The organism is Weissella sp. ESL1139, assembly GCF_058506735.1.
In genome coordinates this window covers 1,036,435-1,056,194 of the sequence record NZ_CP196375.1, presented here as the reverse complement: position 1 = coordinate 1,056,194, position 19,760 = coordinate 1,036,435, and the positions used below count along the sequence as shown (strand labels likewise).

The following is a 19,760-nucleotide window of genomic DNA, read 5'->3' as shown; positions in this document are numbered from 1 at the left end:
AATGTTAATTAAGGGGCATCATTAGTTAATAAACTAAATGAAAAAAGCTGCTAGTAGTAATACTAGAAGTAGGGTGGAACCGCGATATTATCGTCCCTACATTAACGATTTTTATATTGTTGATGTAGGGCTTTTTTGTGTTTTTGCCCGGTTAAGAGAAAGGAAATTGTCACAATGAGCGCAAAAATGAGTGTGCAAGATATTATTTTGACGTTGCAAAAGTTTTGGGCCGATCAAGGTGCCATGTTAATGGAGGCTTATGATACGGAAAAGGGTGCCGGTACAATGAGTCCATACACTTTCCTACGTGCTAATGGACCAGAACCATGGCATGCAGCCTACGTTGAACCTTCACGTCGTCCTGCTGATGGTCGTTATGGAGATAATCCAAATCGTTTGTATCAACACCACCAATTCCAAGTGGTTATGAAGCCATCACCAGATAATATTCAAGAATTATACTTAAATTCGTTAAAAGCTTTAGGGATTGATCCATTAGCTCATGATATTCGATTTGTTGAAGATAACTGGGAAAATCCTTCAATGGGCGCTGCTGGTATTGGTTGGGAAATCTGGCTTGATGGCATGGAAGTAACACAATTTACTTATTTCCAACAAGTTGGTGGTATTCAAGTTGATGCTGTGACTTCAGAAATCACCTATGGCTTGGAACGACTAGCATCATACATTCAAGATGTACCAACTGTTTATGATCTTGAATGGGGAAATGGTGTTTTGTATGGTGATATCTTTAAGGAACCAGAATACGAGCATTCTGTTTATTCATTTGAAAAATCAGATTCAGAAATGTTGTTACGTCACTTTAATGAATATGAAGCTGAGGCAAAGAAGTTATTAGCTGATGGTTTAGTTCACCCAGCATATGACTATATTTTAAAGTCATCACATACCTTTAATTTGTTAGATGCACGGGGAACAGTATCAGTTACAGAACGTGCTAAGTATCTTTCACGTATTCGTAACATGGCACGTTCAGTTGCTCGTGCTTTCATTGATGAACGTAAGAAACTTGGCTTCCCATTGTTAAAGGATGAAGCTTTGCGGGCAAAGTATTTGCCAGCTGATGAGGAGGAGAACTAACATGGCAAACTTTTTACTAGAAATAGGTTTGGAAGAAATGCCAGCACACTTGGTTACACCAGCTATTAATCAATTAGTTGAACGTGCGGCAGCATTTATGAAGGATAATCGTTTACAATATGGCGATATCAAACCATTTTCAACACCTCGTCGCTTGGCAATTTTGATTTCAGAAGTTGCTGATAAAGCCGATGATTTAACTAAAGAAGTTAAAGGACCTGCTAAAAAAGCCGCCTTTGATAAGGAAGGTAATTACTCACGTGCGGCACAGGGATTTGTGCGTGGACAAGGTTTGACAACTGATGATATTACTTTTAAAGAATTTAAGGGTAATGAGTACATTTATGTCACAAAGTTTGAAGCTGGTAAGCCAGCTGCTGACGTATTAACAGGTATCAAAGATGTTATTACTAGCATGACCTTTGCAACCACTATGAAGTGGGCACGTCATACATTTGAATATGTGCGTCCAATTCGTTGGATTGTGGCATTGTTAGATGATGTCGTTATACCATTTGATATTTTAGATGTTAAGTCTGGTCGTGAAACTCGCGGTCACCGTTTCTTAGGTCAAACAGTTGAAATCGCGACCGCTGTTGATTATGAGGATGATCTAGCGAAAGTCTACGTTCAAGCTGATGCTGATGCACGTAAGGCTAAGATTGTTGCGCAAATTGACGCATTAGCAGCTGAAAATAATTGGCACGTTGAAAAAGATGCTGATTTATTAGAAGAAGTTAACAACATTGTTGAATATCCAACAGCTTTTGTGGGCAAGTTTGATCCAGAGTATTTGGAATTGCCTGATGAAGTGTTGATTACTTCAATGCGTGAACACCAACGTTTCTTCCACGTGATTGATGGAAAAGGTGTATTATTACCATACTTTGTTTCAGTTCGTAATGGTAATGCTGAAAACCTAGAAAATGTGATTGCAGGAAATGAAAAGGTTTTGGTCGCACGTTTGGAAGATGCTAAATTCTTCTATCATGAAGACCAAAAGCATGATATTAACTTCTATAATAACAAATTAGCTGTTGTTTCATTTCATGCCAAGTTAGGCTCAGTTGCTAGCCATACTCAACGTACTAAGGCATTGGCAGCCATTATTGGTAAACATGTTTCATTAAGTGATGATCAACAAACGCAATTAGCACGTGCTGCTGAAATTTATAAGTTTGATTTGATGACAGGAATGGTCGGTGAATTTGATGAACTTCAAGGTGTAATGGGTGAGAAGTACGCTTTGCTATTCGGTGAAGAACCATCAGTGGCACAAGCTATTCGTGAGCATTACATGCCAATTTCTGCTGACGGTGAATTGCCAGACTCAGACTTGGGTAAGGTATTAGCTTTGGCTGATAAGTTAGATAGCTTATTGTCATTCTTTGCCGGTGGTATGATTCCATCTGGTTCAAATGATCCATATGCATTACGTCGTGCTGCTTCAGGAGTTGTTAATATTTTGCATGCCAACGACTGGCATTTGCCAATCGATGTTATCTTAGATGACTTAATTAAAGAAGTTATGGCTAATGATAACCACTTTGGTTTGCCTGAAGAAGTTGCAGATAACTTAACAAATGTTGTTAGCGATGTTATTTCATTCTTAACAGACCGTGTTGTTAAAGCTTTGCAAGATCAAAAAGTTCGTTATGATGTAATCAATGCTGTTACGACAGGTAGTTTAACTGATACAACACAAATGTTTGCATCAGCAGATGCCTTGTTAGCACATCTTGATGATGCAAACTTCCGTGAGGGTGTTGAATCATTGACGCGTGTTATGCGTTTGACGACTAAGAACCCAACTGATGCAAAAGTTGATGAAGCCTTATTTGAAAATGAAGCTGAAAGTCAATTGCACCAGAAAACAACAAAATTAGCTGCAACCGACTATACAACAGATGGTTTACTACAAGCTTTGCTAAGCCTACAACCAGCTATTGCTGCCTTCTTTGATGAGACCATGGTTATGGTCGATGATGAAGCCGTTAAAGCAAATCGCTTAGCAAGTTTGCAAAATATTTCTGCATTAGCAGATAAAGTTGCAAACTTTATGGCTTTGGATGTTAAATCAAAGTAACGTTGTTTGACAATTTCCTTTAAAGGACTACGACAAATTTTGTCGTGGCCTTTTTTATTTGCATAAAGGTGAGCCGGTTTAATTGTTTTTGTAAATTATGATATAATGAAAGCGATTTTAAAAATTGATATTAAAGAAAGCGGGCAAATTAATGGTATTAGAACATATTTTATTTGGAACGTATACCAAGCGAGTTTCAAAGGGTATTTACTCAGCAGATTTTGATACTGAAGCGGGCAAATTAGCTAATACAAAGTTAGTAGCTGAAGTTGGTTCACCAACTTATTTGGCATTAAGTAAGGCACACAAACTTTATGCTGTTGATAAAGCTGATGGTCAAGGTGGTATTGCAGTTTATGACTATACCGACGGTCAAGCAACGCTACAACAGGAAGTTCTAACTGAGGGTGCCTCACCAGCTTATGTTGCTGTTGATGAAGAACGCCAATTGGTTTATACAGGAAACTACCATAAGGGAACGTTAGACGTTTATAAGATTGATCAAGACGGTAACTTGACTTTGGTTGATACTTATCAATCTGAAGGAAAGGGACCACGTCCAGAACAAGAGGCGACTCACGTTCACTTTAGTAACTTAACGCCAGATAATCGCGTTGTGATTGCTGACTTAGGTGCTGATAAGGTGTTAACGTTTGATGTGACGGATGAAGGTAAGCTAACGTTGGTTGCTACTTTTGAAACTGAAGCAGGATTTGGCCCTCGTCATATTCGTTTTAGTCCTGATGGTAAGTACGCTTACTTATTGGGTGAATTATCTTCAGAGTTATCAGTTCTAAAGTATAATGAAGATGGTTCATTTACGTTATTGCAAACAATTTTGATGATTCCATCAGATTGGGATGCTCATAATGGTGGTGCAGCCATTTATCTATCAAAAGATGGTCGCTTTATTTACACTTCAAATCGTGGCCATAATTCAATCGCTGTTTTTGCAGTTAAAGATGATGGGGCTGCCGTGGAGCACATTCAATGGATTTCAACAGAGGGTGATTTCCCACGTGACTTTGCCTTAAATCCAGAAGAAGATTACTTGATTGCAGCTAACCAAAATACGGACAATGTTTCAGTTTATACGCGTGATAGTGAATCAGGAAAGTTAGCACTTGTGCAAAAAGACTTTGCTGTCCCTGAAGCAATTCGTGTCTTGTTTGTCGACTAATATGCATAAATGATTAACACCCGAATAGTTATATATGCAAATATATGGCCCTTGAAGGGTGTTTTTTTGTAACGGTGAAGGAGTGCAAAATATGGAAGAAAAGCCTAAAGGTCAAACAAACTTTCATCGTTGGATTTTAGATAATAAAGTCGTTTCAACGATGTTAGTCATCTTATTATTTCTACTAATTGTGTTCATGTTGAATAAAATTTCATTCGTGTTTGAACCAATTGGCAAATTTTTCAGGGCAGTTGGGGCACCAATTGTAATAGCAGGTGTATTTTATTTCTTGCTTAATCCAATGGTTGACTGGGCTGAACGCCGCTTTAATGTATCTAGAACATTAATTATAGCCATTCAATTTATTGTTTTAGCGCTATTAATCGTATGGGGATTGGCCGTATTTATTCCATGGATTAGTAGTCAGGTTATGGACTTGATTAATCAATGGCCAACATATTGGCATAAAATTGTACGGATGGTTGATCAAGTTACAGCTAATAAAAATTTCCATAATATTAATAAATGGTTTAATACGACTAATGATGAAATTTCCGATTGGCTAGCAAATTCTTCTGGTGAATATGCTAAAAAAGGTTTACATGGGGTTTCATCAGTTTTGGGAACCGTATCTTCGGTTGTCATTGCGATTGTAACATTTCCATTTGTACTATTTTATTTGCTTAAAGATGGTCATAAAATGCCAAATTATATGGCACAATATATACCAGTAAAAGTACGGGCATCATTTTTAACAACTTTGAAGGAAATTAGTAAGCAAATTTCAAACTACATTCGTGGTCAAATTTCAGTGGCTTTTGCAGTGATGATTATGTTTGCCATTGGTTATACCATTATTGGTTTGCCGTATGGTTGGTTAATTGCAATTATCGCTGGGCTACTAAATGTTATCCCATTCTTAGGTTCATTCTTATCAATGGTACCGCCAATCGTTGTTGGTATTTTTATCTCACCAATGATGCTTGTTTCTGTATTAATTGTCTTTATGATTGAACAAACGCTGGAGGGTCGTGTTGTGTCACCTAAATTATTGGGATCTTCACTAAAAATTCATCCGGTTACGGTTTTGTTAGTACTTTTGTCAGCTGGTAATATCTTTGGTATTCTCGGCGTTATTTTTGGTGTACCGGGATATGCAATTCTAAAAGTATTAGTTTCACGCTTTTACAGTTGGTGGCAAGAGAGTTCAGGCTTGTTTAAAGAAGACGCTTAGTATTAAAACATTGAAAATTTTAACAAGTATAGCGCAAGTTCATTGTAGACCGTGCTATACTTGTTTTTGTATGCATTAATCACGTTATAGGTTAAAATGACCTAAGAAGAGGAGAATTTATTTTATGAGTACCAATCACATTGTTTTATTTGAACCATTAATGCCAGCCAATACAGGTAATATTGCGAGAACTGCAACAGGTACTAATGCAAAATTGGACTTGATTGAACCATTAGGATTTAAATTAGATGATAAACACGTAAAGCGTGCCGGTTTAGATTATTGGGACAATGTTGATATTACCGTTCACAAGAACTTACCTGCTTTTATGGCAACGTTAAAAGAAACGGATGAATTATTTTTGATTTCAAAATTTGCTAAACGTTCATACCATCAAGCAGATTATACGAATCCAGATCATGACTATTACTTTTTGTTTGGTAAGGAAACTACTGGTTTGCCTGAGCCATTTATGAAAGAGCATCCTGATCAAGCTTTGCGTATTCCACAAAATGATGATCATATTCGTTCACTGAATTTATCAAATACAGCATCAATCATTATTTATGAGGCTTTGCGTCAACAAAACTTCCCAAATCTTGATTTAACTCATGATTATGATTACGATAAACTTAAATAAACTGTAAATACTGGTATTTAATCTTTAAGAAAGGAGGTTCATATGGCATATAAAAAGAGTACAGCTAGGAAAAAGACAACTAAAGGACGTCCACGAAAAACAACTAATCGTAAAAAGAAGCAGAGCAATGATACATTAGATTGGTTTATTAAACGACTACCACAGTTTTCAGGATTAATTGCCGTTATTTTATCTGTCTTAGCAATTTTTAAAGTTGGTTTGGTTGGTAAATTAATAGCTAATTTAGTTCGCCTAATTGTTGGCGGTTCATATCAATTTTTGTTAATCGTCTTATTAATACCATTTTTAGTTGTGATGGCATATGGTGTTTGGCCGCCTCGGATTAAAGGGCACCATTATATTGGATTTACATTGTTTTATGTTGGTATTCTTTTGATGGGATCGATTTTATTATTTAATCGCATGGATGTACATAGTGATTATGTTGCCACAATCCAAACATTGATTAATCAAGATTTAAATAATCATGCGGTGACGACACCAGTCGGTGGTGGTGTCATTGGGGCATTTTTATATAAATATATCTTTGTAGCAACGGGGAATTTTGGTTCATGGTTTATTGCCATTATTTTGTTATTGGTTGGTCTAGTAATTATGTTCAAGTTGCCATTACGTAGTGTATTTGATAATTTCTTTACTTTGGCAGAAGGTGCAGGAGACTTGGTCCAAACACAAGCAACCACTGCTCACGAAAAGGTTAGTGAATCAATTCAAACGTTCCGTAGTAATCAAAAAGAGCGTCAACAAGAGGCGATGAAGGATTTCTTTAATGAAGATCCTTTTAGCCCTCGTGATAAAAAGGCTAAGCAACCAGAGCCTGAAGCTACTTCGTCAGGTAAAGTTGATTTTAATAAAAAGTCAAGTGATGAAGCTGAATCTGACAAGAATCAAGAAGCAGCAGTAACACAATTTGTGGTACCAGAGATTGTTGCCCCTGACTCACAACCAGAAAAGCAGGCAAGTGTGGCAGTCGACCCAGCCTTACTACAAAAAGATGAATGGCAAACCCTAAAACAGAATCAGACCAAGTCGCAAAATCAGACAAAGCGACAGGAGCAACCAGCACCTACTTATAGTAGTAGTCAGTCACGCTTTGATTCACAAAGTGTGGTGCAATCAGCTGATCCGGTGGAACCAATTGTCTATGGTGAAAATGTTTCTGAAGAAGATTATGGACCTGAACCTAATTTTGATCAGGTGAATACGGCTGAATCATCATTTTCACATGTCGATATGCTTCATGAACCAACCCAACAAAAAGCGGTTTCGGCTGCCAAAACACACCAAGAAAATCGTCATGTTACACCATCAACACAAACTGAACCAACACCTGATGTTGATGCAAGTGGTTTAGGTACAATGATTGATGATAAGGATTATCGTTTACCAACGACTGATTTATTACAACACATTGGCTCAACTGATCAATCTAAAGAACGTGATGCGCTAAGTGAAAAGGCACGTATCTTACACGAAACTTTGCAGAGTTTTAAGATAAATGCATCAGTTGAAAAGGTTGTGCTAGGTCCAACGGTTACCCAATATGAAATTAAACCAGCCGTTGGTGTGAAAGTTTCAAAGATTCAAAATCTAACAGATGACTTAGCACTAGCTTTGGCTGCTAAATCGTTACGTATTGAAGCGCCAATTCCAGGAAAAAATGTTGTTGGAATTGAAGTGGCTAATGACCAACAGGCAACGGTTGGTTTCCGTGATATGGTTGAAGAAGCTGGTATTGATACGGATAAGCCGTTGATTGTACCAATTGGTCGTGGTGTTACGAGTGGAGTTGTTAAGGTCGATTTGACTAAGATGCCTCATCTACTAATTGCTGGATCAACTGGATCTGGAAAATCAGTGGCGATTAATGGCATTTTGGCTTCAATCTTATTGCAAGCCAAACCTTCACAAGTACGGTTAATGTTAGTTGATCCAAAGAAAGTTGAATTATCAGTTTACAATGATATTCCACACTTAATTACGCCAGTTGTTTCTGATCCTAAAAAGGCGGCACTTGGCTTAAAGAAAGTTGTGGCTGAAATGGATCGGCGTTTCAAGTTGTTAGCACAGGAAGGTGTGCGCAACATTGAAGGCTATAATAAATTAGTCACGAAACGTGATGCTTCGCAAAAAGGGGAAGTTACGCAGAAGCTACCATATTTGGTTGTGATTATTGATGAGTTGGCTGATTTGATGATGACTTCTTCTGTATCTGGTGATGTTGAAAATGCGATTGTTCGCATTGCACAGTTAGGACGTGCGGCCGGCATTCATATGATTGTTGCAACACAGCGTCCATCTGTTGATATTATTACCGGATTAATTAAAGCTAATGTACCTTCACGAATGGCCTTTGCGGTTTCATCAGGAGTGGATTCACGTACCATTCTGGATAGTAATGGTGCTGAAAAGCTCCTTGGTCGTGGTGATATGCTATTTGCGCCAATTGGTTCAAATGGCCCACAACGTGTGCAAGGTGCGTTTATTTCTGATGAAGATGTTGAAGCATTAACTGATTTCATTAAGCAACAGGGTAGTGCGCAATATGATGAATCAATGACTGTTTCAGATGCCGAAGTTCAAGCCTTGGACGGTGGTGGTCATGGTTCAGGAAGTGATGAGTTAGATGAAAAATGGGATGAAGTACTCGAGTTCATATTACGAGCTGGTGGTGCTTCAACTTCATCAATCCAACGTCATTTTGGTATGGGTTACAATCGTGCTGGTCGCATTATTGATGCGTTGGAAGATCGTGGATTAATTGGACCATCAAATGGTTCTAAACCACGTGAATTGAAATTCACTCCAGAAATGATGGACCGATTTAAGCGCAATGCGCAATAGTTTTCGCTAACTAACAAATAGACTGGAACTTAAATGTTCCAGTCTATTTGTTTAAAGTATTAAAAAGTTAGTAATAAGTGTGGTAACCTATAAACATTGACTGTTAAGTTAAGACAGGAGTTTGCAATGATTGAATTACAAAATTTGACTAAAAAGTTTGGTGATACCCTTGCAGTTGATGATATGAACATGATTCTAAAGCCAGGTCATGTGATGGGATTGATTGGTCAAAATGGTGCTGGTAAAACAACAACATTTCGAATGATGCTAGATTTTATCCCACCAACGCAAGGTAGTATTAGCTGGAATGGGCATGAAATTACAAATAAAGATAAACAAAATATTGGTTTCTTACCCGAAGAGCGTGGCTTATATCAAAAAATGACCATTGAACAACAAGTGGTTTATTTTGCGCAATTGCATGGTATGAAAAAAGCAGATGCGAAACAACGTTTAAAACAATGGATGAGTAAGCTAGACGTGGTCGGCAAAATATCTGATAAGGTGCAAAGCCTATCAAAAGGAAACGCCCAAAAAGTACAATTAATTGCGACAGTTATTACTGAACCTTCATTATTGATTTTAGACGAACCTTTTACTGGCTTGGATCCAGTTAATGCACAATTAATGATGGATGAGATTGACCGACTTAAGCAAAATGGTGCTCATATTATTTTTAGTTCGCATAATATGAGTGGGGTTGAACAGTTATCTGATGAATTAATTATGCTGAAACATGGTAAAACAGTCTTAAGTGGTGAGTTAAACAGCATTCGTGAATCATTTGGACGGAGTGAGTTATATCTAGAATCACCAGTTAGTGATGAACAATTATATGCGATTCCCGGTGTTGGTAAAATTCAACCAGAAGGTGCTGGTCGTCATATTAAATTAGACGATCCTGATGCAGGTAAGGCCGTTTTTCAGTTAGTTGCTAAAGATGGTTATGTACCGGTTTTCTCACAACAACCGCCAACCTTGGATGAAATATTTAGACGTAAAGTAACTGAGAAAGAGGTGACTTATGAATAAGCATCAATTATTTTTAGTTGCTAAACAAACGTATGTTAATCGGTTTAAAACATTTGGCTTTTGGTCAATTGTTTTAGCACCTTTATTGATTGTATTAGTTATTTTTGGGATTACATTTGTGATTAATGCAACTCAAAGTCACACTTCACCAACAGTTGCCGTTATCAATAATCAGGCATTAACCAAAAGTTTAAAACAAAACGAGGCTATTGGTGCCAAGTATCAAAATGTACCTTCAAAAGCACAGGCACAAAAATCGTTGAAAGCAGACAAAGTGGATGGTTATTTAGAAACGACTGAGGAAGGTTATCAACTGAAAATGTCAGCTGATGCTGAAAATCTTTCTGAAGATGCTTTGCGATCTACGCTTAATCAGTATCATATGTTGGCACAGGCTAAAAAGTTACACCTAACATCAGCGCAATTAAATAGTTTAGTGAGTGATCCAAAGCTTAAAACTAGTATTTATCATAATGATGGTAAATCGTCACAGGGTGGTGTTGCGACAAATCAAGCTAATCAAATGTTGTCAGCAGCGTTAGGTATTTTCATCTTTATCTTTTTAACGGCGTATGTTGGTATCATTTCACAAGAAATTGCCAACGAAAAATCATCACGTATTATGGAAATTCTACTTGCTGTCACTTCGCCAGGGATTCAATTCTTTGGTAAATTATTAGGAGTTGCGGCTTTAGCCATCACGCATGGCTTGGTCTATGTTGTGGTTGGTGGCGTAACTGCTATTTTCTTTAGTGATAATCAGTATATTGAAATGATTAAAAAGCTGTTGGTTGGTGTTGATATTAAATTTGCTATCATGGCCGGATTATTAGCACTAGTAGGTATTTTCTTGTACATGATTCTAACAGCCATTGTTTCAGCAATGGTAAATGATCTAAGTCAAGTCCAACAAGCCGTTTCGCCGGTAACTTATTTAGCCATGGTTGGTTATATTTTGACGTTTGTCTTAAGCGGACAACCACATAATACATTTATTAATGTCTTATCTTATATACCATTTATTTCCCAAACTTTGATGCCGGCACGATTAGGGTTACAATATGCTAGTATGACTGAAGCGCTAATTGCTTTGTTGATTGAACTAATCGCATTGGTTTTGTTGGCACGATACGGGTTGCGAGTATACAAGCAAAACGTATTAACCTATAACGATGGTAATATCGGTAAGGCAGCCTTATTTAGTTTAAAAGGTCTTTTTGTTAAAAATAAAATGTAGTTATATGATGCAACCCTGTGCTATTGAGAAAATGGTACGGGGTTGTTATGATAAATAAGGAAATTAAAATGAAAAGAGGTCAGAACAATGATGTTCCAACCTCTTTAAAATAATTATTGTTAATGTTCTTCTTGATTGTTTTTTCCAAGAAAACGATCTTTATCCTTGTCGTTCAAATCAGGGATGTCGAATACTTCGTCTACTTGACGACTTAATTCATCATTTCTTTTTGTTTGTAATGGCATGAAAAAGAACCTCCTAATTAATAGTTAGCCTAATTATAGCATGTTTGCTTCATAATTAGTCAAATGAAATATAGTGGTGTCTGTGAGGATTTTACCAGCAAAAAAAGGAAAGGCCACTAAATGACAACAAAACATATTGAACAAAAGTTAATGCTGTTACCTGATTTACCAGGATCTTATCAAATGAAAGATAAGAACGGCAAAATCATTTATGTGGGTAAAGCAAAAAATTTAAAAAATAGAGTGCGTTCATATTTTAAAAGTGAACATACAGGTAAAACTGAACAATTAGTCGCAAATATTGCTGATTTTGATTTTATTGTTACTAGTTCAGAAAAAGAATCATTGTTACTAGAAATCACGCTGATTCAAAAATACCAACCGTACTATAATATTCGATTAAAGCGGGGAACTGGTTATCCCTATATTAAAATTACGAATGAACGTGATCCACAAATATTGTTAGCCAATGAAGTTGCTTCGGATGGTGCCAATTATTTTGGTCCTTATCCGAATGTTTATGCTGCTCAGGAGACACTACATTTTTTGCAAAAAGTCTATCCACTAAGACGCTGTAATGGTTATCAAGGTCGACCATGTTTGTACGCAAATATTGGTCAATGCCTGGGCGCTTGTTATAAAGAGGTGCCTGAGGAAGAATACACTGCGCAAATTAAGCGGATTAAACGTTTTTTGGATGGTGATACGAAAGATGTTCGTAAGATGCTGCAAAAAAAAATGGCTGAAGCGGCTGCATCAATGGCTTATGAACGAGCTGCAGATTTACGTGATCAGTTAAAATTTATTGAAGCAACTGTTGAGAAACAAAAGATTATATCACGTGATGGGACACCACGCGATATATTTAATTTTTATATGGACAAAGGTTGGCTATCAGTACAAATCTTCTTTATTAGGCAATCTCGTTTAATGAAGCGTGAAAAGCGCTTGTTTGCGATTATTGATTCGCCTGAAGAAGAGCTCGCACGTTTCATACTCCAGTTTTATAATCGACGAAATTCAGTATTGCCAAAAGAAATTTTGGTACCAGATGGTGTTGATACAGAATCTATTGCAGCAGTACTTGATACTCCAGTACGCACACCGCAACGTGGTGAAAAGAAAGCCTTATTAGATTTAGCACGTAAGAATGCCAAAATTGTGTTAGATGAAAAATTCCGCTTGTTAGAGATGAATGAGTCAAAAACAACGGGTGCTATGCAGGAAATAGCAGATGCTTTAGGTATTGAAAAAATTAACCGTATTGAGGCATTTGACCATTCGCATATTCAAGGAGCGGATATGGTATCCGCCATGGTTGTCTTTGAAGATGGTGTGCCTAATAAGAATAAGTATCGTAAATATAAAACAAAAAGTGTGCAACATGCTGATGAACGCGCCGAAACGATGGAAGTCATTCGGCGTCGTTATACACGGTTATTAAAAGAGCACGCAGATTTACCAGATTTAATTTTGATGGACGGCGGGGTCATTCAATTAAATGCCGCTAAAGAAGTGATTGAAGATGAATTAGGTTTAGCAATACCGGTTGCAGCTATGGTTAAAAATGAAAAGCACAAAACAGCCGACTTGTTAAAGGAGGAAGGTGCTGATCATGTCCATCTTGACCCTAATTCGCAGGGATTTTATTTATTGCAGCGTATTCAAGATGAAGTGCACCGGTTTGTGATTACTTTTCATCGTCAATTACATTCTAAAAGTTCACTCGGTTCAAGGTTAGATGGCATTGCGGGCGTTGGTCCGAAAACGCGTCAAAAGTTATTGACTAAGTATGGTTCAATGAATAAGATGGCTCAAGCCTCAATTGAGGATTTAAAAAAACTAGGTATATCAGAAAAAGTTGCTAATAATATCAAAATATCATTAACAGCCATGCAACATCATGATGACTAATGGTAGTCAAACATGAGAAAGTGCTGTAAAATGAAATGCGACAGTTTACAGTTGGCTAAAGAGCTAAAAAGAAAGTGAGGTCATAAACGATGGCGTTTGTCGACCAAGTAAAGATTTTTGTTAAAGCAGGAAAAGGTGGTGACGGAGCTGTTTCTTTCCGTCATGAAAAATATATTAATATGGGTGGCCCATTTGGTGGTGACGGTGGTCATGGTGGTTCAGTTGTCATGGAAGTCGATGAAGGACTTCGTACACTAATGGATTTCCGTTATAAGCGTCATTTTAAAGCTCAAGTAGGTGGCAATGGTGCTACTAAGGGAATGACTGGTCGTTCAGCTGACGATTTAGTTATTCGTGTCCCACAGGGAACGACGATTACGAATGTTGAAACGGGCCAAGTTATTGGTGATTTGACTGAAAAAGGTCAACGTTTAGTAATTGCTCAAGGTGGCCGTGGTGGTCGTGGTAATATTCGGTTTGCGTCTTCTAAAAATCCAGCACCAGAAATCGCTGAAAATGGTGAACCGGGTGAAGAACTAGACATTGCTTTGGAACTTAAAGTATTAGCTGATGTTGGTCTTGTCGGTTTCCCATCTGTTGGAAAATCAACGTTGTTATCAGTAGTGACAGCTGCAAAGCCTAAAGTAGCCGCTTATCACTTTACAACTTTGGTTCCTAATTTGGGGATGGTTCGTTTAGAGGATGGTCGTGATTTTGTCATGGCTGATTTGCCTGGGTTGATTGAAGGTGCCTCAGAAGGTGTCGGTTTAGGTATTCAATTCTTACGTCACGTGGAACGAACACGTGTTATTTTGCATATGATTGATATGTCTGGTGTTGATCCAGAGCAAGATCCATATGATAATTATTTGAAAATTAATAAAGAATTAGCTGCATATGACCCAGCTTTGTTGGAACGCCCACAAATTATTGTGCCAACTAAGATGGATATGCCAGATGCGCAAACAGCACTGGAGATGTTTGAAGATCAATTACGAAATGATGATAATGTGCCAGAGAATTTGGAGATTATGCCAATTTCATCATTATCACGTGATGGTATAGAACCACTTTTGCGCCGAACAGCGGACCTATTAGATGAAACACCTGCATTCTTACCTAAGGGTATGAGTGAAGAAGATGCTGATCAAGCTAATTATGAATTTGAAGATCGTGAAGCACCATTTGAATTGAGTCGCGATGAAGACGGTGTTTGGATTTTGTCAGGTAATGAAATTGAGCGCTTATTTAAGCGTACAAATACTAATTACACTGAATCATTAATGCGTTTTGCCCGTCAGATTAGATTTATGGGGGTTGATGAAGCCTTACATGAAGCTGGTGCCCAAAATGGTGATACCGTGCAAATTTTGGACTTCCAATTTGAATATGAAGATTAGTTAAGTTAAAACTGTATAAAATGCTCATTTTTGATAATATTTCGAAAATGGGCTTTTTTATCATGATGCAAGGAGAAGTAAAAATATGGCAGGAAACCAGGTTGAACATGTGAGCGAATTAGGCAAATATATAACAATTGCTGATAATAAGATTACGTGGGAACAAACGATTAAAAAATCACGCTTTATTGTCAATATTGCCCGGGTTGCTAATGAAGAGCAGGCAAAAGCATTTATTGATGACATTAGCACGGAGCATCGCAAAGCTACACATAATGTTTGGGCATACATGCTTGGTAATCGTAATGAAGTGCAACGTTATTCTGATAATGGAGAACCAGCCGGTACAGCAGGTGTGCCCATGTTAGAAGTTCTTAAAAATAATGCTATTCGTGATGTCGCCGTGGTGGTCACTAGATATTTTGGTGGTATTAAATTAGGTGCGGGCGGATTAGTACGTGCATATGCGGGGACTGTTGTTGGAGGTGTTGAAGCAAGTGGACTCGTTGAATCAATTCAGCGTCACGAGGTAACTTTACAAGTTTCTTATAGTCAATACGAACCACTTGTTTACTGGTTAAATCAGCATGAATATGAAATTTTAGATACGGTTTATACGGATGAAGTAACGGTTAAAGTTGCAATTGCCGATGAAGATATGGATGCTTTTAAAAGTGCAGTTATTGATGAACTGGCAGGTAAGGTGGAGATTTCTGTTGGTGATATTAATTGGTTTGAAGTGCCTTATCAACAGCATGTTAGTGCAAAAACCGAGACGTTAAAATAAGGTTTAAGCCTTTTTTACAGTGAGACGTCTATAATGAAATGTTGTAGTTAATTAAAAGTATTGGAAGAAAACATGAAAAAGGATATTCTAAGAGTACACTTAGTTGTTTTGAGTTTGCTTTTAGTCATTTGGTTTGTGCCAACTAATTATAATTTCTTGATTTGGAACTTATTTTTAGCGTTAATTCCGTTTGACTTAGCTTTAGTAATTAGATATATCAATAATCAAAATAAGCACGCTTTTTTAAAGATAGTTTTGACGATTGTGTGGTTGGTTTTCTTTCCAAATGCGATGTATATGGTGACTGATTTTAGCCATTTATCTTCAATTGGAACCGGCTTAATGACTGAAACACAATTTTTTAATTATGCTATTTTAGCGGTTGGCGTTGTAATGGGGTTGTTATTTGGCTTATCATCAGCTCACATGATTGGGCGGGTGTATTGTGGTAAGCTACCACCTGCTTGGACTTTCGCATTTTATGTGATTTTGTCGTTTGTATCAGCGTACGGGATTTATCTGGGACGCTTTTTACGTATTAATTCGTGGGAATTAATTAGCGATCCGCATAAAGTTTTGGTCTTGCTTTCAACATCTATTTCGATGCATAGTTTGGTATTTGTTATATCTTTTGGCTCATTGCAATTTGCGCTATTAATTTTGTACCACATGATGCGACGTATCAACACTGATTAAAATACGCAATCATTTTAAATATAAATACCCCGTAATGATCAGCAACTTGGCTAGTCATTACGGGGTATTTAGCGTAAGACTTTAAGTTTTATAAATTGAGATTTTTATCACCTTTTAATGATTTTGTACGATAGAAAAAGAGACAAGCATTAACAACTATTAAGAGGGCACTTGCAATAAAGATACCGCTATAATCAAAGAACATCGCAACGACTGTTCCCATAATTGGTCCAACAACAGATCCAAGTGATTGGAAAGATTGGTTGTAAGCAAAAATACGTGAAGTTACTTCAGCTGGGGTTGTCTTCGTTAGTAAGGTTTGAACAGCTGGTAGCATTGTTGCATCAGAAATTCCAATCATAAATCTCAGAATTGCTAGTTGCCAGACGGCTGTTACAAAACCAGTTGGTAACATAAAAATAAATGCTAAGGTAAAACCAATGAGCATAATACGGTGCGTTCCAATCCGATCACCTAATTGACCAAAACGGGGTGCTGCCAGCATTGTTGCAATTCCAGGCATGGCGGCAACTAACCCGGCCCAAAGTGTGGTGCTACTAGCGCCATTGTTTAGTTCGCGAACAAATAATGCGATTATTGGACTAATTGATTGGTTAACTATTTGGATGATAAAAGTTGTTAGGAACAAACCAACTGTTAATTTAGGGTAAGAAAGTTGCTTAAACACTTCTTTACGTGATAAAGATTTTCCCTTTGCAACGGGCGTAAATTCTTCCTTAACTAGTGTAATCACCAATAAGAAAACTAATATAAAAATAATACCCGTAATAATAAATGATAAGCGATAACTAACTAAAGATGCCAAAACACCACCAATGAACGGACCAATCAGTTGGCCCCCGGTCACACCGGTTACTAGGGTACCTAAGGCATAACCGGATTTTTCTTTGGGTGTTTGGGTAGCAATCATGGCATTGGAATTAGAAATAAAGCCACCACATAGACCTTGTAATGCGCGTAGAAATATTAATTGCCAAATATTTTGAGCAGCACCCATTAAAATAAAGACAATGGCCATTCCTAGTGAAGCGCGCAATAACATTAATTTACGTCCACGACTGTCGGCAAGCTTTCCCCAAAATGGTGAAATTAAAGCAGTCATTAGGAACGTGATTGAAAAAGTAATACCACTATAAAATGTTAACTGATTTTTTGTGAAATCTCCTAAACTATCAACATATAGGGAGAGGAAGGGCATTACCTCACTAAAGCCGACTCCCGTCATAAAGACACCAAACCAGAGGACGAAAAGATTACGCCGCCAAGTTGGCAACTGTGCTAATTTTTCTTTTAACATATAGTTCTCCTATAAATTGGATTCTTATAGGTCTTTATTCTACTCGTTTTATCTTTTTCCTGCACTGTATTGAATTACGACTTTTATTTAGACAAAACAAAAAGGAGTTAGCCGAAACTAACTCCTTTTTGTTATAGGTTTAATAAGAGATATGTTAAGTGAGTATTTACTAATAAGTAAAAACTCTTCGCCTTATGAGGGGGCGAAACGACTAAGATTTATATGCGTTTTCTATAACCTTAAGTCGATATTTATATAGTACCTAGAAATTATGAATAAATTGTGAATTTTGTTGTACGAAATTTCACAATTATACAAACTAATCCATTTATTTATCAATTTAGTGGTACTTTTTTTCTGTTATAATAATAAATAACGACTTTTGGGACTGGAGAAAAAAATGTACGAATACTTAACTGGGAAAATTACTGATATTTCCCCAAATTATATTGTTATTGAAATACAAGGTATTGGTTATCGCGTTTCGGTTGCGAATCCTTATGCATTTTCTCTGGATAGTAATGTGACAGTTTATGTTGAACAAATTATTCGTGAAAATGAGCACACTTTGTATGGCTTTTTTAATAAGCAAGAAAAAGATTTGTTCCAAAAATTATTAAATGTTTCTGGAATTGGGCCAAAGTCAGCTTTAGCAATTTTAGCAAATAGTGATCATACTGGTTTGGTTAATGCTATTACAACGAATGATGTGAGCTTTTTGACTAAATTTCCTGGCATTGGTAAAAAAACAGCGCAACAAATTGTTTTGGACTTACAAAATAAGTTATCTGATTTTGCAGTGGGTGTGGACAATGTTGCTACACCGGCAAAAAGCGCAGTACAAAATGAACAGTTAGCGGATGCTTTACTAGCTTTAGAAGCACTAGGTTATGCTAAAAAAGATATCAAACGTGTTGAAAAAGAATTAGGTAAGGCAAGTGAATTAACAACCGCAGAATATGTTAGTGCTGGGTTGAAATTATTGCAGTAAGGAGGACTTAAATGGCGGAAGATTTTTTACACGATATGTCCACTGATGATGGTGAAGAATTAGTTGAACAATCGCTACGTCCGACTACTTTGCAACAATATATTGGTCAAGAGGACTTAAAAGAAAGATTACATGTCTATATTGAAGCAGCCAAACAACGCTCCGAACCATTAGATCATATGTTGTTGTATGGTCCGCCCGGATTAGGTAAAACAACATTGGCGATGGTTGTTGCGAACGAAATGTCAGTTGGTTTGCGTACAACGTCAGGACCAGCAATTGAAAAATCGGGTGATTTACTAGCGTTGTTAAATGAATTAGCACCTGGGGATGTTTTATTTATTGATGAAATTCATCGGTTGCCTAAACAAGTTGAAGAGATGCTTTATTCAGCAATGGAAGATTTTTATGTGGACATTATTGCTGGTGAAGGGCCAACAGCACATCCAATCCATTTTCCATTACCACCCTTTACTTTAATTGGTGCAACCACTCGAGCCGGCATGCTTTCACAACCTTTACGAGATCGTTTTGGTATTGTTGAGCATATGGCTTATTATACGAATGAAGAATTAGCACAAATTGTTAAACGGTCGGCTGATATTTTTAATATTGAAATTGCTGATGAAGGTGCGATTGAATTAGCCCGGCGTTCACGTGGTACGCCACGTATTGCTAACCGTTTATTGCGGCGAGTGCGTGACTTTTCAACGGTCAAAGGACAACAAGTTATTGATGATGAGATGGTTAATTTTTCACTGAAGTTATTGCAAATTGACGATATGGGCTTGGATGAAGTTGATCATAAGATTTTACAGACAATGATTGAATTTTATCAAGGTGGACCAGTTGGGGTAAATACGATTGCTGCTAATATTGGTGAAGAGGTTGATACGATTGAATCAGTTTATGAACCATATTTATTACAAATTGGTTATTTACAACGGACGCCTCGGGGACGTGTTGTAACTTTGGCTGCATACCAACACCTCAATTTACCATTACCAGATACGAAACGATAAAAGGAGTTAAAG

General features: G+C 37.2%; 16 protein-coding genes. 14 read left to right on the top strand and 2 right to left on the bottom strand.

The genetic code is table 11. The features are described 5' to 3' along the window. Positions 1-174: 174 nt before the first annotated feature. From glyQ to ACSYSF_RS05055, 8 genes are all read left to right on the top strand, one after another. Positions 175-1,101, top strand: coding sequence for a glycine--tRNA ligase subunit alpha (gene glyQ / locus ACSYSF_RS05090; protein ID WP_489868443.1), 927 nt, complete (start codon positions 175-177; stop codon positions 1,099-1,101). Position 1,102: 1 nt separating this feature from the next. After that, positions 1,103-3,187, top strand: coding sequence for a glycine--tRNA ligase subunit beta (gene glyS, locus ACSYSF_RS05085; protein WP_489868442.1), 2,085 nt, complete (start codon positions 1,103-1,105; stop codon positions 3,185-3,187). A 151-nt stretch (positions 3,188-3,338) separates the two neighbouring features. Further along, entirely contained in the window at positions 3,339-4,367 is a 1,029-nt protein-coding gene (locus tag ACSYSF_RS05080) for a lactonase family protein (RefSeq protein ID WP_489868441.1), read from the top strand. A gap of 91 nt (positions 4,368-4,458) precedes the next feature. Continuing rightward, positions 4,459-5,601, top strand: a complete 1,143-nt coding sequence (locus ACSYSF_RS05075) for an AI-2E family transporter (protein ID WP_489868440.1) — start codon at positions 4,459-4,461, stop codon at positions 5,599-5,601. A gap of 124 nt (positions 5,602-5,725) precedes the next feature. Next, positions 5,726-6,241, top strand: coding sequence for a tRNA (cytidine(34)-2'-O)-methyltransferase (locus tag ACSYSF_RS05070; protein ID WP_489868439.1), 516 nt, complete (start codon positions 5,726-5,728; stop codon positions 6,239-6,241). A 42-nt stretch (positions 6,242-6,283) separates the two neighbouring features. Further along, positions 6,284-9,106 (top strand): FtsK/SpoIIIE family DNA translocase, encoded by a 2,823-nt coding sequence (locus ACSYSF_RS05065; RefSeq protein WP_489868438.1) that lies wholly within the window; start codon positions 6,284-6,286, stop codon positions 9,104-9,106. 126 nt (positions 9,107-9,232) lie between these two features. Continuing rightward, positions 9,233-10,138: an ABC transporter ATP-binding protein gene (locus tag ACSYSF_RS05060; RefSeq protein ID WP_489868437.1), complete on the top strand. Its 906-nt coding sequence runs from the start codon at positions 9,233-9,235 to the stop codon at positions 10,136-10,138. Next, the gene (locus ACSYSF_RS05055; protein ID WP_489868436.1) at positions 10,131-11,375 is read left to right on the top strand and encodes an ABC transporter permease; all 1,245 of its coding nucleotides are present in this window, start codon (positions 10,131-10,133) and stop codon (positions 11,373-11,375) included. Before ACSYSF_RS05060 ends, ACSYSF_RS05055 begins: the two co-directional genes overlap by 8 nt. 119 nt (positions 11,376-11,494) lie before the next feature. Here ACSYSF_RS05055 and ACSYSF_RS05050 read toward each other — a convergent pair whose 3' ends face one another. Beyond that, a complete protein-coding gene (locus ACSYSF_RS05050; protein WP_489868435.1) occupies positions 11,495-11,620 on the bottom strand; it encodes a hypothetical protein in 126 nt (41 codons plus the stop codon). A 120-nt stretch (positions 11,621-11,740) separates the two neighbouring features. On the opposite strand from ACSYSF_RS05050, the gene uvrC reads away from it, so the two are divergent. From uvrC to ACSYSF_RS05030, 4 genes are all read left to right on the top strand, one after another. Beyond that, positions 11,741-13,534: an excinuclease ABC subunit UvrC gene (gene uvrC / locus ACSYSF_RS05045; RefSeq protein ID WP_489868434.1), complete on the top strand. Its 1,794-nt coding sequence runs from the start codon at positions 11,741-11,743 to the stop codon at positions 13,532-13,534. Between the two features lie 89 nt (positions 13,535-13,623). Next, positions 13,624-14,934, top strand: a complete 1,311-nt coding sequence (obgE, locus tag ACSYSF_RS05040; protein WP_489868433.1) for a GTPase ObgE — start codon at positions 13,624-13,626, stop codon at positions 14,932-14,934. An 85-nt stretch (positions 14,935-15,019) separates the two neighbouring features. Next, on the top strand, positions 15,020-15,721 hold the full coding sequence (locus ACSYSF_RS05035; RefSeq protein WP_489868432.1) for a YigZ family protein: 702 nt from the start codon (positions 15,020-15,022) through the stop codon (positions 15,719-15,721). 72 nt (positions 15,722-15,793) lie between these two features. Beyond that, a complete protein-coding gene (locus ACSYSF_RS05030; RefSeq protein WP_489868431.1) occupies positions 15,794-16,417 on the top strand; it encodes a DUF1361 domain-containing protein in 624 nt (207 codons plus the stop codon). A gap of 88 nt (positions 16,418-16,505) precedes the next feature. Here the strand turns inward: ACSYSF_RS05030 and ACSYSF_RS05025 are convergent, their stop codons facing one another. After that, positions 16,506-17,735, bottom strand: a complete 1,230-nt coding sequence (locus ACSYSF_RS05025; protein WP_489868430.1) for a multidrug efflux MFS transporter — start codon at positions 17,733-17,735, stop codon at positions 16,506-16,508. Between the two features lie 400 nt (positions 17,736-18,135). On the opposite strand from ACSYSF_RS05025, the gene ruvA reads away from it, so the two are divergent. Together ruvA and ruvB are read left to right on the top strand one after the other, a co-directional pair. After that, on the top strand, positions 18,136-18,726 hold the full coding sequence (gene ruvA, locus ACSYSF_RS05020) for a Holliday junction branch migration protein RuvA (protein WP_489868429.1): 591 nt from the start codon (positions 18,136-18,138) through the stop codon (positions 18,724-18,726). 11 nt (positions 18,727-18,737) lie between these two features. Beyond that, complete coding sequence (ruvB, locus tag ACSYSF_RS05015; protein ID WP_489868428.1) at positions 18,738-19,748, top strand: Holliday junction branch migration DNA helicase RuvB; 1,011 nt, start codon at positions 18,738-18,740, stop codon at positions 19,746-19,748. The last annotated feature ends 12 nt before the right edge of the window (positions 19,749-19,760 follow it).

Coding starts and splice junctions, on each gene's coding strand:
- ACSYSF_RS05070 (WP_489868439.1), top strand. CDS start 5,726: ATGAGTACCAATCACATTGTTTTATTTGAACCATTAATGCCAGCCAAT.
- glyQ (WP_489868443.1), top strand. CDS start 175: ATGAGCGCAAAAATGAGTGTGCAAGATATTATTTTGACGTTGCAAAAG.
- ACSYSF_RS05030 (WP_489868431.1), top strand. CDS start 15,794: ATGAAAAAGGATATTCTAAGAGTACACTTAGTTGTTTTGAGTTTGCTT.
- ACSYSF_RS05050 (WP_489868435.1), bottom strand. CDS start 11,620: ATGCCATTACAAACAAAAAGAAATGATGAATTAAGTCGTCAAGTAGAC.
- ACSYSF_RS05035 (WP_489868432.1), top strand. CDS start 15,020: ATGGCAGGAAACCAGGTTGAACATGTGAGCGAATTAGGCAAATATATA.
- ACSYSF_RS05065 (WP_489868438.1), top strand. CDS start 6,284: ATGGCATATAAAAAGAGTACAGCTAGGAAAAAGACAACTAAAGGACGT.
- ACSYSF_RS05075 (WP_489868440.1), top strand. CDS start 4,459: ATGGAAGAAAAGCCTAAAGGTCAAACAAACTTTCATCGTTGGATTTTA.
- ACSYSF_RS05055 (WP_489868436.1), top strand. CDS start 10,131: ATGAATAAGCATCAATTATTTTTAGTTGCTAAACAAACGTATGTTAAT.
- ACSYSF_RS05080 (WP_489868441.1), top strand. CDS start 3,339: ATGGTATTAGAACATATTTTATTTGGAACGTATACCAAGCGAGTTTCA.
- obgE (WP_489868433.1), top strand. CDS start 13,624: ATGGCGTTTGTCGACCAAGTAAAGATTTTTGTTAAAGCAGGAAAAGGT.
- ruvB (WP_489868428.1), top strand. CDS start 18,738: ATGGCGGAAGATTTTTTACACGATATGTCCACTGATGATGGTGAAGAA.
- uvrC (WP_489868434.1), top strand. CDS start 11,741: ATGACAACAAAACATATTGAACAAAAGTTAATGCTGTTACCTGATTTA.
- ACSYSF_RS05060 (WP_489868437.1), top strand. CDS start 9,233: ATGATTGAATTACAAAATTTGACTAAAAAGTTTGGTGATACCCTTGCA.
- ruvA (WP_489868429.1), top strand. CDS start 18,136: ATGTACGAATACTTAACTGGGAAAATTACTGATATTTCCCCAAATTAT.
- glyS (WP_489868442.1), top strand. CDS start 1,103: ATGGCAAACTTTTTACTAGAAATAGGTTTGGAAGAAATGCCAGCACAC.
- ACSYSF_RS05025 (WP_489868430.1), bottom strand. CDS start 17,735: ATGTTAAAAGAAAAATTAGCACAGTTGCCAACTTGGCGGCGTAATCTT.